Annotated in this window: 15 protein-coding genes and 2 tRNA genes; 9 read left to right on the top strand and 8 right to left on the bottom strand. The window is 72.1% G+C overall.

Annotation, left to right across the window (positions count from 1 at the left end):
* Window positions 1-21: 21 nt before the first annotated feature.
* Window positions 22-912 (top strand): LLM class flavin-dependent oxidoreductase, encoded by an 891-nt coding sequence (locus ACFE7W_RS10935; RefSeq protein WP_375424790.1) that lies wholly within the window; start codon window positions 22-24, stop codon window positions 910-912.
* A 43-nt stretch (window positions 913-955) separates the two neighbouring features.
* Here ACFE7W_RS10935 and ACFE7W_RS10930 read toward each other — a convergent pair whose 3' ends face one another.
* Window positions 956-2,023, bottom strand: a complete 1,068-nt coding sequence (locus tag ACFE7W_RS10930; RefSeq protein WP_375424789.1) for a proline racemase family protein — start codon at window positions 2,021-2,023, stop codon at window positions 956-958.
* Window positions 2,024-2,134: 111 nt separating this feature from the next.
* Here ACFE7W_RS10930 and ACFE7W_RS10925 point away from each other — a divergent pair, with 111 nt between their 5' ends.
* Together ACFE7W_RS10925 and ACFE7W_RS10920 are read left to right on the top strand one after the other, a co-directional pair.
* Entirely contained in the window at window positions 2,135-2,875 is a 741-nt protein-coding gene (locus ACFE7W_RS10925) for a GntR family transcriptional regulator (protein WP_375424788.1), read from the top strand.
* Window positions 2,872-4,209: an aspartate aminotransferase family protein gene (locus ACFE7W_RS10920; protein WP_375424787.1), complete on the top strand. Its 1,338-nt coding sequence runs from the start codon at window positions 2,872-2,874 to the stop codon at window positions 4,207-4,209. Before ACFE7W_RS10925 ends, ACFE7W_RS10920 begins: the two co-directional genes overlap by 4 nt.
* 16 nt (window positions 4,210-4,225) lie before the next feature.
* On the opposite strand, the gene ACFE7W_RS10915 is transcribed toward ACFE7W_RS10920, so the two are convergent.
* The 5 genes from ACFE7W_RS10915 to ACFE7W_RS10895 all read right to left on the bottom strand — a co-directional run bounded on the left by ACFE7W_RS10915 (window position 4,226) and on the right by ACFE7W_RS10895 (window position 9,220).
* The gene (locus tag ACFE7W_RS10915) at window positions 4,226-5,707 is read right to left on the bottom strand and encodes a gamma-aminobutyraldehyde dehydrogenase (protein WP_375424786.1); all 1,482 of its coding nucleotides are present in this window, start codon (window positions 5,705-5,707) and stop codon (window positions 4,226-4,228) included.
* Window positions 5,708-5,747: 40 nt separating this feature from the next.
* Complete coding sequence (locus ACFE7W_RS10910; RefSeq protein WP_375424785.1) at window positions 5,748-6,995, bottom strand: NAD(P)/FAD-dependent oxidoreductase; 1,248 nt, start codon at window positions 6,993-6,995, stop codon at window positions 5,748-5,750.
* The gene (locus ACFE7W_RS10905) at window positions 6,992-7,591 is read right to left on the bottom strand and encodes a short chain dehydrogenase (RefSeq protein WP_375424784.1); all 600 of its coding nucleotides are present in this window, start codon (window positions 7,589-7,591) and stop codon (window positions 6,992-6,994) included. Before ACFE7W_RS10905 ends, ACFE7W_RS10910 begins: the two co-directional genes overlap by 4 nt.
* A 73-nt stretch (window positions 7,592-7,664) precedes the next feature.
* Window positions 7,665-8,804 (bottom strand): RNA polymerase sigma factor, encoded by a 1,140-nt coding sequence (locus tag ACFE7W_RS10900; RefSeq protein WP_375424783.1) that lies wholly within the window; start codon window positions 8,802-8,804, stop codon window positions 7,665-7,667.
* 8 nt (window positions 8,805-8,812) lie between these two features.
* A complete protein-coding gene (locus ACFE7W_RS10895; RefSeq protein ID WP_375424782.1) occupies window positions 8,813-9,220 on the bottom strand; it encodes a YciI family protein in 408 nt (135 codons plus the stop codon).
* Window positions 9,221-9,611: 391 nt separating this feature from the next.
* Here ACFE7W_RS10895 and ACFE7W_RS10890 point away from each other — a divergent pair, with 391 nt between their 5' ends.
* On the top strand, window positions 9,612-10,019 hold the full coding sequence (locus ACFE7W_RS10890; RefSeq protein ID WP_375424781.1) for a MarR family winged helix-turn-helix transcriptional regulator: 408 nt from the start codon (window positions 9,612-9,614) through the stop codon (window positions 10,017-10,019).
* Between the two features lie 27 nt (window positions 10,020-10,046).
* Complete coding sequence (locus ACFE7W_RS10885; RefSeq protein ID WP_375424780.1) at window positions 10,047-11,351, top strand: MFS transporter; 1,305 nt, start codon at window positions 10,047-10,049, stop codon at window positions 11,349-11,351.
* A 14-nt stretch (window positions 11,352-11,365) separates the two neighbouring features.
* Here the strand turns inward: ACFE7W_RS10885 and ACFE7W_RS10880 are convergent, their stop codons facing one another.
* Window positions 11,366-12,277, bottom strand: coding sequence for a cation diffusion facilitator family transporter (locus tag ACFE7W_RS10880; RefSeq protein ID WP_375424779.1), 912 nt, complete (start codon window positions 12,275-12,277; stop codon window positions 11,366-11,368).
* A 172-nt stretch (window positions 12,278-12,449) separates the two neighbouring features.
* On the opposite strand from ACFE7W_RS10880, the gene ACFE7W_RS10875 reads away from it, so the two are divergent.
* From ACFE7W_RS10875 to ACFE7W_RS10860, 4 genes are all read left to right on the top strand, one after another.
* Window positions 12,450-12,523: transfer RNA gene (locus ACFE7W_RS10875), tRNA-Asp, on the top strand.
* 81 nt (window positions 12,524-12,604) lie between these two features.
* Window positions 12,605-12,678 (top strand) — tRNA-Phe (locus ACFE7W_RS10870).
* A 294-nt stretch (window positions 12,679-12,972) separates the two neighbouring features.
* Window positions 12,973-13,533 (top strand): RNA polymerase sigma factor, encoded by a 561-nt coding sequence (locus ACFE7W_RS10865; protein WP_375424778.1) that lies wholly within the window; start codon window positions 12,973-12,975, stop codon window positions 13,531-13,533.
* Window positions 13,517-14,251 (top strand): anti-sigma factor domain-containing protein, encoded by a 735-nt coding sequence (locus tag ACFE7W_RS10860; protein ID WP_375424777.1) that lies wholly within the window; start codon window positions 13,517-13,519, stop codon window positions 14,249-14,251. The genes ACFE7W_RS10865 and ACFE7W_RS10860 overlap by 17 nt, the downstream gene beginning before the upstream one ends.
* A 213-nt stretch (window positions 14,252-14,464) precedes the next feature.
* Here the strand turns inward: ACFE7W_RS10860 and ACFE7W_RS10855 are convergent, their stop codons facing one another.
* On the bottom strand, window positions 14,465-15,727 hold the full coding sequence (locus tag ACFE7W_RS10855; RefSeq protein WP_375424874.1) for an NAD(P)/FAD-dependent oxidoreductase: 1,263 nt from the start codon (window positions 15,725-15,727) through the stop codon (window positions 14,465-14,467).
* Window positions 15,728-15,790: the final 63 nt, after the last annotated feature.

Raw genomic sequence — 15,790 nt, 5'->3', positions numbered from 1 at the left:
GAGGCCCCTATCCTCACGTCCATGATCACGGTGGGCGTCGCCCTGTTGCCCGAGGTGAACCCGGCGCTCGACACGCGGTGGTCCCAGCTGGAGAGCCTCGGGTTCGCGCACGGCTGGTCGCTGGACCACCTGGCCTGGCGCGCGTTCGTCGACGAGCCCTGGTACGCGACCGTGCCCGCCCTGACGGCGGCCGCGCTGACCACCTCCCGACTGGTGCTGGGCACCTTCGTCGCGTCGCCGAACTTCCGGCACCCGGTCCCCTTCGCCAAGGACCTGATGACGCTGGACGCGATCTCCGGTGGCCGATTGAACGTGGGGGTCGGCGCCGGCGGACCCGGCTTCGACGCCGCGGTGCTGGGCGGCCCCGCCCTCACCGGCCGGCAGCGAGCCGACCGGTTCGAGGAGTTCGTCACCCTGCTCGACCTGTTGCTCCGCACGCCCAGGACCAGCTGGTCGGGACGGTGGTTCAGCGCCGTGGAGGCGCGGATGATCCCCGGTGGCGTGCAGCAGCCGCGGCCGCCGCTGCTGGTGGCCGGGAACGGCCCGCGCGGCATCCGGCTGGCGCTGGCCACCGGCGACGGCTGGGTCACCAACGGCACGGTCGAGCCGCCCGGGGCGGGCGAGGGAGACGAGGCGTGGTGGGGCGGGGTGGCCGAGTCCGTCCGCCGGCTGGAGCGGGCCGCCGGACCCGACCCGACGCCGGCCGGGTTCCGTCGGGTGCTGGACATGGCCTTCGGCATGGGGGCACCCCGCTCGCTGGAGCAGGTCCGCGACCAGATCGGCCGAGCGTCCGCACTGGGCTTCACCGACGTGGTGATCGCCTGGCCCCGCAGCACGCCGCCGCTGGACGGCTCGCCGGCGGTCCTGGCCGAGCTCGGCGGCCTGCTGCAGGACGGCGGCCTCGAACCCTGACAGTCGGAGCGCCCGGTCGAAGAGCTCAGAGCTGGCCCGACGGCTAGAAGCTCGAGCTGCCCCAGACGTCGCTCAGGGTGTAGCCCTCCGGGAAGGGGTCGTCGGGGTCGAGCAGGTGAGTGTTGAGGCCGGTGAGCCAGCCGCGTCCCTCGATGGAGGGCAGCACGGCGGGCAGCCCCCCCACCGTCGTGGCCTCGTGCAGCAGGCCGGTGAAGGTGGTTCCCAGGACGCCCTGGTGGACGAACGGCTGGCCCAGCTCCAGCTGACCGCGCGCGTGCAGGCAGGCCATCCGGGCCGAGGTGCCGGTGCCGCAGGGCGAGCGGTCGAGCGACCCGCGCCAGGTGCCCGGGTCGGCCTGGTCCAGCGGACCGTTCGGCATCACCACGCTGTTCCGACCCTCGATGCCCGGCTCGTCGGAGGGCCCGTGCAGCATGACCAGCCCGATCTGGTCGATCGCCGGGTTGTCGGGATGCCGGACGGGTACCTGCTCCCGGGCCGAAGCCAGCAGGCCGATGCCCGCCCGGACCAGACCCGGCACGTCCGCGCGGCCGAGCTCGACGCCCAGGGCGGCTGCCGGGGCCAGCACGTAGAACTGGCCGCCGAAGGCGATGTCGACGGCAACGGTGCCGTAGCCGGCGACCTCGACCGGCAGATCCAGGCTGACCGCGAACGAGGGCACGTTCCGCACCTGGACGGAGACGACCTTGCGGCCTCGGACCCGGGCCACGGCGTCGACCCGGCCGGCCGCGGTGTCCAGCCGGACGACCGTCTCGGGCTCGACCATCGGTAGCGCCCCGGTCTCGAGCAGCGCCGTCACCGCGCAGATGGTGTTGCTGCCCGACATCGGCCGGAACCCGCCCTGCTCGACCACGATGATGCCGACGTCGGCGTCGTCGGAGACCGGCGGCAGCACGAGGACGGCGCAGACGGCCGGGTGGCCGCGGGGCTCGTGCAGCAGCAGGTGCCGGATCGGGTCGAGGTGGTCGGTGCACCACTGCAGCCGCTCGGTCATCGTCGTGCCCTTGACACTCAGGTGCAGCCCGAGCAGGACGCGGCCCGGCTCACCTTCGGCGTGCACGTCGATCGACTCGATCACCCGTACCTGACCCACCGCGCTCCTCCACCTCGTTCGTCGTGGACACGGCCGCCGCCCCGCCTCCGTCAGCATCTTGTCAGACAATCCCGGTAGCATCGCGGGCCTAGCGGGAGAAGCGAGGGCACGATGAGCACCCAGCCGGACGCCACGCCCGTCCTGTCCCCGCTCGTGTCCAGCACCCGTCGCGAGATCGCGGTCGCCTCGATCCGCAGCGCCCTGTTGTCGGGTGAGCTGGTCCCGGGCCAGCGGATCAAGGAGACGGCGATGGCGGCGCTGCTCGGCATCAGCCGGCCCACCGTCCGGGAGGCGATGAACCAGCTGATCTCGGAGGGCTCGCTGGTCCAGGAGCCGTACAAGGGGGTGCGGGTGGCCCACCCCAGCGCGCAGGACCTGGCCGACGTCGCCGAGGTCCGGGTGTCGCTGGAGACCCTGGCGGCGCTGCGCATCGCCCGGGACCCGCACGGCCCGGCGATGTCCGCGCTGCGGACCGCCCTCGCACGGCACCTCGACACCCTGCGGACCGACAACGACACGGCCGCCGGCCGCACCCATCTGGACCTCCACCGCACCCTCTGGGAGGTCTCCGGGAACCTGATGCTGGCGAAGTTCTGGCCGCTGGTCGAGGCCCAGATCTCGATCGCGATGACCATCGACCGGGCCGCCCGCGATGCTCCGGGCCGCGACGCCGGCCTGCACCAGCGGCTGGTCGACGTCATCGCCGCCGGTGAGGAGGCCGCGATCACCGCCGAGGTCCGCCGGCACATCGCCGCCAGCACCCGGCCGACCACTGTCGTCGGGGCCGCGGCGGAGGAGAAGATGGGACCGACGCCCGCCGCTTCGCCCGCTCACCACCGGAAGGCACCATGACCACGCTCGACACGCGCACCACCACCGACGCCGACCCGACCAACGCCGAGGTCGCCGCGGCCGACACCGGCTCGGTCTTCCACTCGTGGTCGGCCCAGGGCAGCGTCAAGCCCCTGCCGCTCGCGGGCGGCTCCGGCAGCGTGGTGTGGGACCACGACGGCAAGCGTTACCTCGACTTCTCCAGCCAGCTGGTCTTCACCAACCTCGGCCACCAGCACCCCAAGGTGGTCGCCGCCATCATCGAGCAGGCGCAGACCCTGACCACGGTGGCTCCGGCGCACGCCAACGCCACCCGAGCCCGCGCCGCGGAGCTGATCACCGCCCGCGCGCCCGAGGGCCTGAACAAGGTCTTCTTCACCAACGGGGGCGCCGACGCCAACGAGAACGCCATCCGGATGGCCCGTCTCACCACCGGCCGGGACAAGATCATCTCCCGCTACCGCTCCTACCACGGCAACACAGGTGCGGCCGTCGTGGCCACCGGTGACTGGCGACGGATCCCCAACGAGTTCGCCCGCAGCCACGTCCACGTCTTCGGCCCCTACCTGTACCGGACGGAGTTCTGGGCCGACAGCCCCGAGCAGGAGTCTTCCCGCGCCCTGCACCACCTGGAGCGGGTCATCCAGGCGGAGGGTCCGAGCACGGTGGCGGCGATCCTGCTGGAGACCATCCCCGGCACGGCCGGCATCATGGTCCCGCCGGCGGGCTACCTCAGGGGCGTCCGGGAGATCGCCGACCGCTACGGCATCGTCCTGATCCTGGACGAGGTGATGGCGGGCTTCGGCCGGACGGGCCACTGGTTCGCCCTCGACGCCTTCGACGTCCGACCCGACCTGATCACCTTCGCCAAGGGCGTGAACTCCGGCTACGTGCCGATCGGCGGCGTGATCATCTCCGACGCCATCGCCCACGCCTTCGACGAGCGCGTCTTCCCCGGCGGCCTCACCTACTCCGGGCACCCGCTCGCCGCCGCCAGCATCGTCGCCGCGCTGACGGCGATGGAGGACGAGGGCGTGGTCGTGAACGCCGCCACCATCGGCGCCGAGCACCTCGCCCCCGGGCTGACCGCGCTGGCCGACCAGCACGACGTCATCGGTGAGGTCCGCGGCACGGGCGTGTTCTGGGCGCTGGAGCTGGTCTCGGACCGCGCCACCAAGGCTCCCCTCGACGCCGCGGCCATGGGCCGGCTGAAGTCGGACCTGCTGGGTCTCGGCCTGCTGCCCTTCACCGCCGACAACCGGCTGCACGTCGTGCCGCCGGCCATCATCACCCCGGCCGAGGTCGAGCAGGGCCTGCAGATCATCGACCAGGCTCTGACCAACCTGGCCCGCTGAGCCAGGTCGCCCGAGCTCAGGAAGTCGGGTCGGCGAAGATCGTGCGGTGCCAGGGCTTGCGGGCCACGCCGGTGATGTCGAACATCACGTGCTTGACCACGGTGTAGTCCTCGAAGGAGTAGCTGGACATGTCCTTGCCGAAGCCGGACTCCTTCATCCCGCCGTGCGGCATCTCGCTGATGATCGGGATGTGGTCGTTGACCCAGACGCAGCCCGCCCGGATCTCGCGGGTCGCCCGCAGCGCCCGGTACACGTCGCGGGTCCACGCGGAGGCGGCCAGCCCGTACGGGGTGTCGTTGGCGAGCGTGATCGCCTCGTCGTCGTCGTCGAACGGCATCGCGCAGAGCACGGGCCCGAAGATCTCGTCCCGGATCACCTCGCTCGTCTTTCCGGCGTCGGCGATCAGCGTCGGCTGGTAATAGGAGCCGCCGGCCAGGTCTCCGCCGGGGACCGCACCTCCGGTGACCACGCGTGCGTACTCCCGGGCGCGCTCGACCATGGCCGCGATGCGGTCGCGGTGGGCGGTGGAGATGACCGGGCCGAGGTCGGTCTCCGGGTCCGCGGTCGGGCCGAGCCGGACGCTCTGGAACAGATCGGCGACGCCGGCCACGAACTCCGCGTAGCGGGAGCGGTGGACGATCGCCCGGGTGGCGGCCGTGCAGTCCTGGCCGCTGTTGATCAGGCTGGCGGCCACGGCGCCGTGGATGGCGGCGGCCATGTCGGCGTCGTCGAAGACCACGAAAGGGGCCTTGCCGCCCAGCTCCAGGTGGACGCGCTTCGCGTTCGTCGCCGCGGCCTCGAGCACGGTCCGGCCCACCCGGGTCGACCCGGTGAAGGAGACCATGTCCACCTCCGGGTGCCGCAGCAGCACCGAGCCGCAGTCGGCGCCCGTCCCGGTGAGCACGTTGACCACGCCGGCCGGCAGCCCGGCCTCGCCGGCGGTCTCGGCGAACAACAGGCTGGTCAGCGGCGTGAGCTCCGAGGGCTTGAGCACGATGGTGTTGCCCGCCGCGACCGCCGGCAGGATCTTCCAGGCCGCCATCTGGAGCGGGTAGTTCCAGGGCGAGATCGACCCGACCACGCCGATCGCCTCGCGCCGGATCGAGGAGGTGTGGTCACCGGAGTACTCCGCGGTGGCGTGGCCCTCCAGGTCGCGGGCGGCGCCGGAGAAGAAGGCGACGTTGTCGATCGTGCCGGGGACGTCGAACTCCCGGGCGAGGCGGATCGGCTTGCCGGCCTGCCGGCTCTCCAGCTGGGCGAGCTCCTCGGCGCGCTCCTCGAGCAGCCGGGCCCAGGTGCTGAGCACCGTCGACCGCTCCATCGGGGTGGCGCGTGACCAGTCGGGGAACGCGGCGCGGGCCGCCCGGACGGCACGGTCGACGTCCTCGGGCCCGGCCAGCGTCACCTCGGCCACCACGTCCCCGTTGCTCGGGTCGCGGACCACGTCACCCCGACCGTGGAGCGACTCGGCCCGGGCGCCGTCGATGTACTGGCTCATGGGACGGTCCTTTCTCCAGAGGTGTGGGTGGCGAGGGGGCTCAGGCCGCGGTGAAGCGGGCTGGGGTGAAGGGGGCGAGGACGTCGCGCAGGTGGTCGTGCAGCACCAGCTCGGTCAGCGCCATCGCAGAACCCGGGCCCAGGGTGATGCCCTGCATCCCGTGGCCGGTGGAGACGTAGGCGTTCTCCAGCTCGCCCAGCCGGCCGATGATCGGCATCCCGTCCGGAGTCATCGGTCGGATGCCGGCCCGCGGCGTCAGGCTGTCGAGGGAGGGCGCCGGAAAGTCCCGGAAGTAGGCCTGCGGCGCCCGCAGGATGGCGTCGACCCGGACCTGGTTGAGGTCCTCGTCCAGGCCGCCGAACTCCATCGTCCCGGCCAGCCGCAGCTGGCGCGCCATCGGCGTCACCGCCACCTTCGCGTCCGACAGGCTGGTGGAGCTGCGCAGCCCGAACGGCTCGACGTCGATGCTGTAGCCCTTGCCCGGACGGACCGGCAGCGGTACGCCGAGCAGCCGCGAGATCGGCCCGGACCAGGCCCCGGCGGCCAGCACGAAGGCGTCCGCTTCGAGTCGGCGGTCACCGGCGACGACCGAGGTCAGCCGCGAGCCCGACTGCTCCGCGCCGGAGAGCGGGCAGTCCTCCAGGATCGTGACGCCCAGCTCCAGGAGCCGGCGGTGCAGCGACCGCATCAGTGCGTTCGGGTCGACGTGCTCCTCGAGGGGGAAGAAGACGCCGCCGCAGACGCGGTCGGACAGGAGGGGCTCGTGCACCCGGACGTCGTCGCCCAGCAGCACCTGCGGGTCGCGGCCGTACCGGCGGACCACGTCCAGGGTCTCGAGGTGGTGCTCGAGGTTCTCGCGGTCGGTGAACGCCATCAGCAGACCGTCGTGCTCGAGCTCGAACTCGATCCCGTCGGTGCGGTAGTCGTCATAGGCCTCGACGGTGCCCTGCGCCAGCGCCAGGTGGGCCTCGTGGCCGGCGCGCTGGGCGGGGCCGTTCGAGCTCTTCCACATGCCGAGCATGAACTTCCAGAACATCGGGTCCAGCGACGGCCGGATGTAGAGGGGGCTGTCGCTGCGCAGCATCCACTTCAACGACTTGCCGATCATCCCGGGGCCGGGCACCGGCGCCGCCTCGGCCGGACAGATCCAGCCGGCGTTGACCTCGGCGGCGCCTCGGCCGGTCCGACGCGCCTCCACGATCGTGACGTCCGCTCCCTGGCGCGCGAGGTGGTACGCCGAGATCAGGCCGACCGCTCCCCCGCCGATGACGACGACGCTGCGGCTCACGCGTCGAGCACGAAGACCCGACCCGTCTGCACGCCTCTCACCGCCTTGACGAAGCACTGGCCGACGGCGGCCGCCGACACCTGAGCGAACCCGGGGAAGGAGGAGTGGTAGCCCGTGGCCTCGGCCAGCACGGTGGGGCTGACGGCGTTGATCCGGAGGCCCCGGGGCAGCTCGGTGGCGGCGGCCAGCACGAACGAGTCGACAGCGCCGTTGGCCAGCGACGCGGCGGCCCCGGCGGCGATCGGCTCACGGGCCAGGATCCCGGTGGTCAGGGTGAAGGAGCCGCCGTCACCCAGGTGCGGGGTGCCGAGCTGCACGACGTCCAGCTGCGCCTGCACCTTGCCCACGTACGCCGCCATGAAGTCGTCGCGGCTCAGCTCGCCCAGCGGCTTGAACGGGACCGACCCGACGGCGCAGACCACGGCGTCGAGCGTCCCGACCTGTTCGTAGAGCGCCTGGATCGACCCCGGATCGGTGATGTCGACCGACAGCTCGGCAGACCGCGAGGCCCTCAGCACCTCGCAGCCGTCCTCGGCGAGCGCGTCGGCGGCGGCGCCGCCGACCAGGCCGGACGCACCGATGACCAACACCCTCACACGTTTCTCCTACGGCTCCAGCCGCCCCTTGGGGAAGGCTGAGCCGCACGCTAGCACCCAGATTGTCTGACAATCAAGGCAAGGCGTTCAGCCGGGCGGCCTGCCGGACGAGGTGGTCCCGCTCCGCCAGGTTGGGCGCCCTGGAGGCCGCCTCGGCGTACAGCTGGGCGGCCAGCATCAGGTCGCCGCCACGCTCATGCAGGTGCGCGGCCACCGCGGTGTAGCGGGGCAGTGCCTCGTCCAGGGTCGCGAGCACCGCCAGACCGGCCCGCGCCCCGTCGGCCTCGCCCACGGCCACCGCGCGGTTGAGCCGGACGACCGGGTTGCCGGTCAGCCGCACCAGCTCGTCGTACCACTCGACGATCTGTACCCAGTCGGTCTCCGCGGGGGTGGCGGCGTCGGCGTGCAGGGCCGCGATGGCGGCCTGGACCTGGTACTCCCCCAGCCGGTCGCGGGCGAGAGCCGACTGCAGGAGGTCGACCCCCTCGGCGACCAGGGCGGTGTCCCACCGGCTGCGGTCCTGCTCGGCCAGCGGCACCAGGCGGCCGTCGGGTGCGATCCGGGCGGGCCTCCGGGCGTGGTGCAGCAGCATCAAGGCCGCCAACCCGGCCGCCTCGGGGTGGTCCACGCTGGCCGCCAGCTGCCGGGTGAGCCGGATGGCCTCGGCCGCGAGGTCGACGTCGCCGGAGTAGCCCTCGTTGAAGACCAGGTAGAGCACCCGCAGCACCGTGCCCACGTCGCCGGGCTGGTCGAAGCGCACGCCGGCGACGGTGCGTTTCGCCCGGCTTACCCGCTGCGCCATGGTGGCCTCGGGCACCAGGTAGGCCTGCGCGATCTGCCGGGTGGTCAGGCCCCCGACGGCACGCAGGGTGAGCGCGACGGCGGAGGACGGGGTCAGCGATGGATGTGCACACAGGAAGTAGAGCTGCAGCGTGTCGTCCACGGCCGCCGCCGGACCGGGCGAGGGCTCCTCCTCGACGAGGTCCTCGCGCCGGCGGCGAGCCGTCTCGGCCCTGGTGGCGTCGAGGAAGCGGCGCCAGGCCACCGTGACCAGCCAGGCCTTGGGGTCACGCGGAAGGACGGTCGGCCAGACCCGGACCGCCTCCACCAGCGCGTCCTGCACGGCGTCCTCGGCCGCCGCGAAATCGGCTCCGCGGCGGACGAGGATGCCGAGCACGCTGGGCGTCAGGCTCCGCAGCGCGACGTCGTCCACGTGGGAGCTCAGTCCTCGATGGTGGCCGGCTCGGTCAGGAAGGGACGCAGCTCGAGCCACTCGTGGATCGGCCGCCCGCCCGCCCCGGGCGCCGCCGAGAGCTCCCCGGCGCACTCGAGGGCACGCTCGTAGCTGTCGACGTCGATCGCCATCCAGCCGGCGATCAGGTCCTTCGTCTCGGCAAAGGGGCCGTCGGTGATGGGCGGGCGCCCCTCGCCGTCGTAGCGGACGAACGTCCCTTCCGGCGACAGCGCCTGGCCGCCGACGTACTCCCCGGACGCCTCGAGCCGGGCCGCGAAGTCGGCCATGTACTTCAGGTGGGCTGACACCTCCTCCGGCGTCCACTGGTCCATCGGGACGTCGTTGACCGCAGCCGGGTTGCCCCGGTAGTGCTTGAGCAGCAGGTACTTGGCCATCGGAGTTCTCCTTGGTGCTGGTGCGACCCATTGTGGCCGCGCTCGTACCAGGGACGGAACCAGTGGCCGGTTCTCGACAGCGACCGCGGCAGAAACCCCAACCGCCGCCCACACCGGCGCGACGTCCGCTACCTGGCTCGCGACAACGGTGCCCTCCTGGACGGTGAGCTCACGCTTCGCTCCGGATCGCGTAGCGATCTGCCGCGTACTCGCGGCAGATCACGACGCGATCTTTGGCGCGAGCTGACGACCGGACCGAAAGGAACAGGTTCGTGCTGGCAGCCGTGGCGAGGGGGGCGCCGAGAAGGGGCCGCACGACAGCTCGACGACCGACGACCGACGACCGACGACCGACGACCGACGACCGACGATCCGTGCATATACTCGCTTCGTGGACACCGAGTGCTACTGCACCACCTTGCGAGCCGCGACCCGACGGCTCACCGCCCGCTACGACGCCGCGCTCGAGCCGGTCGGGGTGAACGTCGCCCAGTGGGGTCTGCTGCGCAAGCTGGCCCGACCACCGGGGGAGCCGATCTCCATCCAGGAGCTCGCCGACCGGACCGAGCTCGAACGCTCGACCGCCGCGCGCAACGTCCGGGTGCTGGAGAAGCACGGACTGGTGCGGCTGGGCGGTTCCGCCGGGGACCGACGCCTGGCGCTGATCGAGCTGACCGAGCAGGGTCTGGCCGTGCTGCACCTCGGCGAGCCGCTGTGGCACCAAGCCCAGCGCGAGGTCCAGACGCTGCTCGGCGGCGACCAGGCGATCGAGCTGCGCTCCCTCCTGCACGCGGTCTGACCCCCCGACCCGAGACCAAGGACCCGCATGAGGAAGATCCACCACGCCTGGGTGGTCGCCGCCGTCGCGTTCGTCGCGCTGCTCGGCGCGGCCGCGTTCCGAGCCGCCCCGGGCCCGCTGATGGTGCCGCTGAACGAGGACCTGGGCTGGTCGATCACCACCATGTCGGCCGCCGTCAGCGTCAACCTCGTCCTCTACGGGCTCACCGCGCCCTTCGCCGCGGCGCTGATGGAACGCCTTGGCGTCCGCCGGGTGACCAGCGTCGCCCTCGTTCTGATCGCCGCCGGGGCGGGGCTGTCCGCCCTGGCCACCGCCGCGTGGCAGCTGATGCTCACCTGGGGACTGCTGATCGGGCTCGGCACCGGCTCGATGGCCCTGGTCTTCGCCGCCACCGTCACCAACGCCTGGTTCGTCCGCCGGCGGGGCCTGGTGATGGGCATCCTGACCGCCGGCGGCGCGGCGGGACAGCTCGTCTTCCTGCCCGTGGTCGCGCACCTCGCCGCGACCGCCGGCTGGCAGGTCGCGTCGCTGCTGGTGGCCGCCGTCGCGCTCGCGGTGCTGCCGCTGGTGGTCCTGGTGCTGCGGGACCGACCCTCCGACCTCGGCCTCGCCCCGTACGGCGGCGACACGGTGCTGCCGCGGCCGATCCCGAGCGGCAGCGCGGTCCGGACGGCGCTGGGGGCGCTGCGCGACGCGGCCCGGACCCGGGCGTTCTGGGCCCTGGCCGGCGGGTTCGCCATCTGCGGGGCCACGACGAATGGGCTGGTCGGGATCCACTTCATCCCCTCCGCGCACGACCACGGGATGGCCACCACCACCGCCGCCGGGCTGCTCGCGGTCGTCGGCGTCTTCGACATCGTCGGCACGATCACCTCGGGCTGGCTGACCGACCGGGTCGACCCCCGGCTGCTGCTGCTGGCCTACTACACGTTCCGCGGGGTCGGGCTCGTCCTGCTCCCGTGGCTGCTGTCGGCGACCCTGCATCCGAGCATCGTGTTGTTCGTGGTGGTCTACGGCCTCGACTGGGTGGCCACCGTGCCGCCCACAGTCATGCTGTGCCGACGGGTCTTCGGCGCCCGCGGCACCATCGTGTTCGGCTGGGTCTTCGCCTCCCACCAGCTCGGCGCCGCGGCGGCCGCCTTCGCCGCCGGGGTGATCCGCGACAACCTCGGCTCCTACACCTACGCCTGGCTGGGCGGCGCCGCGCTCTGCGTGGTCGCGGCCATCCTCTCGATCAGCCTGCGCTCCCGTCCCGAGCCACCGTCGCCCGCGGCCCCGACCGCACCGGTGTCCGGTCCTGCCGCCGAGGCGGCGCTCGACCTGACCCCCTGAGCGCGCGCCCGGCGTCAGCGGTGGCCCGGCGCCTCGTGGCTGACGTGCGCGGCCTGCTCGAACTGGAACGTGGAGTGGGCGACGCTGAGGTCGAAGTGCTCGGCCACGCAGTGCTGCAGGTCGTCCAGCAGCCGGGGCAGGTGACCGTCGTAGAAGCACGCGTCGTCGACGACCACGTGGGCGCTGAGCACCGGCAGGCCGGTCGCGATCTGGGAGGCGTGCAGGTCGTGCACCTCCTGGACGTGCGGAACCTCGAGGATGTGCCGGCGCACGTCGGCGAGATCCAGCCCGGCCGGGGTCGTCTCCAGCAGCACCCGGGTGGCGTCGCGGAGCAGGGCGATCGTCCTCGGCAGGATCAGGACGCCGATCAGGAGCGAGACCACCGCGTCCGCCCGCGTCCAACCCGTGACGGCGATGACGACCGCGGCGACCACGACCGCGAGCGAGCCCACGGCATCCAGCAGCACCTCCAGGAACGCCGCCCGCAGGTTCAGGTTGGCCGACCGACTCCCCGACAGCACCGCGAGGGACGCGGCATTGCCGACCAGGCCCACGACGCCGAAGACGAGCATCCCGGTCGAGGCGACGGAGGTCGGTTCGAGCAGTCGGCGGACGCCCTCGACCAGCACGTAGCCGCCCACGGCCAGCAGCAGGACGGCCTGCCCGGCTGCGGCGAGGGTCTCGGCGCGGGAGTAGCCCCAGGTCCGGCGGTCGTCGGCCGGCCGCTGCCCCAACCGCACCGCCAGCAGGGCCAGCACCAGGCCGGCGCTGTCGGTGAGCAGGTGACCGGCGTCGGCGAGCAGCGCCAGGCTGCCGGTGAGCAGCGCTCCGACCACCTCGAGGACGAGCACCGTCCCCGTGATCGCGAGCACGAGGGCGAGCCGCCGACCGTGCACGGCGCCGTCGTGGCCGTGGTCATGCGCCACGAGCCACCGCGAGTTCAGGTCGGGTGCGCACGGGTCGAGCCTACCGATCGACGTCGGGGCCGACAGGGCGTCGACGACAGCCGGCCGGGGAGGATCATTTTCACCCCGCCCGGTCATCTGGGCTATAGTTTCGCGGGCACCCGGTGAGGGTGCAGCGAGTAGGGCCTCTCGAGGCCCCGTAGCGCAGTTGGTTAGCGCGCCGCCCTGTCACGGCGGAGGTCGCGGGTTCGAGTCCCGTCGGGGTCGCAAAAGCGGTGACCCATCCCAGTCGGATGGTCACCGCTTGTGATGCTCGCCCCGCCGTCCCGTCCGGGCGGTCGAGCCCACGGCCAGGTAGCTCAGCTGGTAGCAGCGTTCGCCTGAAAAGTGAAAGGTCGCCGGTTCGAACCCGGCCCTGGCCACCCTCTCCCCGACCGCCGGTCCCGCCCCGGCCGCAGGCGGCGTGTGCCGACCTGGCCCTGCATCCAAACCCTCGCGACCGCGCGAACCCTGCAGTGACGTCGGCCCGGATCCTCACCCGCTCGGCGACCAGCCTCGGACGGAAGGGGAGAGACCGGTGCCAGCACGGACGGCTTCGCTCCCGGGTGCCGGGCCCCGACCGACGCCATCCTCGGCGCCGACCGCCGTGGGTAGAGTATGGCCAGTCCGGCACGGGTGCCGGTGACATGCTCAGACCACGGAGGGAACCACAGGTCGTGACCGTCTCGCCAGACGACGACCTGAGCGGACTGGTCACGGACTTCCTCGCCGGGGACGAGGTGGCTCTGGAGAAGATCTACCGACGCTTCTCCGCCCTCGTCTTCACGGTCGCGTTGCGCTCCCTCGGTGACGCGACCGAGGCCGAGGACGTCGTGCAGAAGGTCTTCGTCGCGGCTTGGACCGGGCGGCACACCTACAAGCCCGAGCGGGCCAGCCTGTCGGCCTGGCTGATGGGCATCACCCGGAACAAGGTGGCCGACACCCACCAGAGCCGCACCAGGCAGCGGCGCATCCAGAGCGAGATGAGCGCGAGCCTCGGCGTCCCGCCCGACACCACCCTGGACATCGCCGACCGGCTGATCATCGCCGACGAGATCTCCCGGCTGGACGAGGTCCCGCAGCGGGTCTTGAAGATGGCCTTCTACGAGGACCTGACCCACGCCCAGATTGCCGAGCGGATGCAGCTGCCGCCGGGCACCGTGAAGAGCCACATCCGGCGAAGCCTGATCAAGCTCCGACGCCGATTGGAGGTCTCCTCTCGTGCACACGGATCCTGACCTCCTCGCCCTGCTGGCGCTCGGGGAGCGCGTCGGGTCGCCGCTCGAGCACGCTCATCTGGCTGAGTGCTCCGAGTGCCGGGCCGAGCTGGGCTCCCTACGCGCCGTCACCGACCTCGGGCGACGTACGACCGAGGGGGACGCCCTGACCAGCCCACCACCCCACGTCTGGCAGCGGATCCGGCAGGAACTGCAGCTGGACGGCGGTGCCTCCGGTCCGCCCGACGCACCCGGGGCAGACGTCGTCCCGGTCGGCCCCACCCCGGTCCCGCCGAACCGCCGCGGCGTGCGAGCCGCAGCCCTCGTGCTGGCGGCCGCGCTCGCTCTGGTCGTCGGGATCGGCATCGGCGCGAACCTCGACCAGCTGTCTCCGGCCGAGTCCACCGTCAGCTCCATCCAGCTGAACGCCCTGCCGCCCTATGCCGGCTCGTCCGGACGGGCCTGGGTCGAGCGTGACCGGAAGGGGAGCCAGACCCTGGTCGTCCAGATCAGCTCCCCGGAGCCGGCCACCGGCCCGCGCGAGGTGTGGCTGACCGACAGCCTGGCCGAGCCGATGGTGGCGATGGGCTACCTGGACGGCAACGCGGGCCGCTTCCCCATCCCACCCGGTATGCAGCTGGCGCGGAACCCGCTGGTCGACGTCTCCCAGGAGCCGGCCGGCGACAAGGATCCCGCCCACTCCGGCCACTCGATGCTGCGCGGCAAGCTCCCCGTCTGACCCGCTCGCCCGAGCCCCACCCCGGTACGCTCGACCGTGGGCTGGCCCGACCGAGATCTGACGGTCACTTCACAGCCCTCCGGGCGACGTCACAGACCTTGGCGCAGGGTCAAGATGGGCCACGGGCTGTGAAGTGACCGTCGGGGTTCGACCCCCCGAGCAGATCGCCCCGGAGCAGCCGGGCCAGGGCTGGGGCGGGGTGAGGCGTCCGGCTCAGGAGTTCTTGATGGCCTTGAGCTTCGGGGTCTCCATCACGTCGCCGACGATGGTGTTCGAGCGGCGCGGGAGCACGTAGCGGGAGCCCAGGCTCATCAGGGTCTGGAGACGGTTGCGGCCGCCGAGCAGGTAGAGGATGTGCAGGAAGATCCAACCGAGCCACGCGGTGACGCCACGCAGCTTGAGGCCGTTCGGCATCTGCAGGACCGCGTCGCCCCGGCCGATCGTGGCCATGGTGCCCTTGTCGAAGTAGGCGAACGTCTCGGTGTCCAGGCCGCGGTACAGCCGGGCGATCTGCCGGGCGGCGAACTTGCCGGACTGGATGGCCGGCTGCGCCAGCTGGGGCAGCGGCTTCTCCACGGTGACGCTGGCGTCGCCGACGGCGAAGACGTTCTCGAAACCGATCACCCGGAGGTCACCGTTGGTCTCGATCCGACCGCCGCGGCCGATGGGCAGGCCCCACTCCCGCAGCAGCGGGCTGCCGGAGACCCCGGCCGCCCAGATGACCAGGTCGACGGGCATGGAGGAGCCGTCCTTGAAGTCCACCCGGTCGGGGTGCACCTCCGAGATGGCGGTCTTGAGCCGGACGTCGACGCCCCGCTTGATCAGCTCCTGCAGCGCGTACTGGCGCAGGCTGTCGTCGAACGGGGCCAGCAGGACCTCGCCCATCTCCACCATCACCACGCGGACCTGCGCCGGGTTCAGCTCGGGATAGGTCTGAGGCAGCGCCTCGGTCTTGAGCTCGGCCAGCTGGCCGGCCATCTCCACCCCGGTAGCGCCGCCGCCGACGATGACGATGGTGAAGGCGCCCGTGTTGGGGTCGGACATGCCGGCGATGATCTCCATGCTGCCGAAGATCGTGTCCCGCACCTTCAGGGCGTCGGCGCGGGTGTACATCGACATCGTGTACTCCGCCGCACCCGGGATGCCGAAGTGGTTGGTGGTGATACCTGTGCCCACCACGAGGTAGTCGTAGCCGACCCGGACGCCGTCGTCGCAGACGACCTCGCGCGAGTCGTGGTCGATCGTGGTCACCCCAGCCCGACGGAACCGGACGCCGCTGTGCCGGGCGGCGAAGTAGCGCAGCGAGTACGTGACGTCGCCGGCGTTCAGACCGCCCGTCGCCACCTGGTATAGCAGGGGCTGGAAGGTGTTGTAGGGGTGCCGGTCGATGAGGGTGACCCGGAAACCCTCCTTGGCCAGCTCGCTCGTGGCCGACAGACCAGCGAAACCTGCTCCGACGACAACGACATGCGGCATCTCAGTCACTGCACCATCTAATCAGGGTTGACCGCAGACACCCAAGGGGCACCCACAGGTTCG

This window comes from uncultured Friedmanniella sp., from assembly GCF_964244285.1.
Lineage (GTDB): Bacteria > Actinomycetota > Actinomycetes > Propionibacteriales > Propionibacteriaceae > Microlunatus.
The sequence above is the reverse complement of the archived record's forward strand: the minus strand, read 5'-3'. Positions and strand labels throughout refer to the sequence as shown.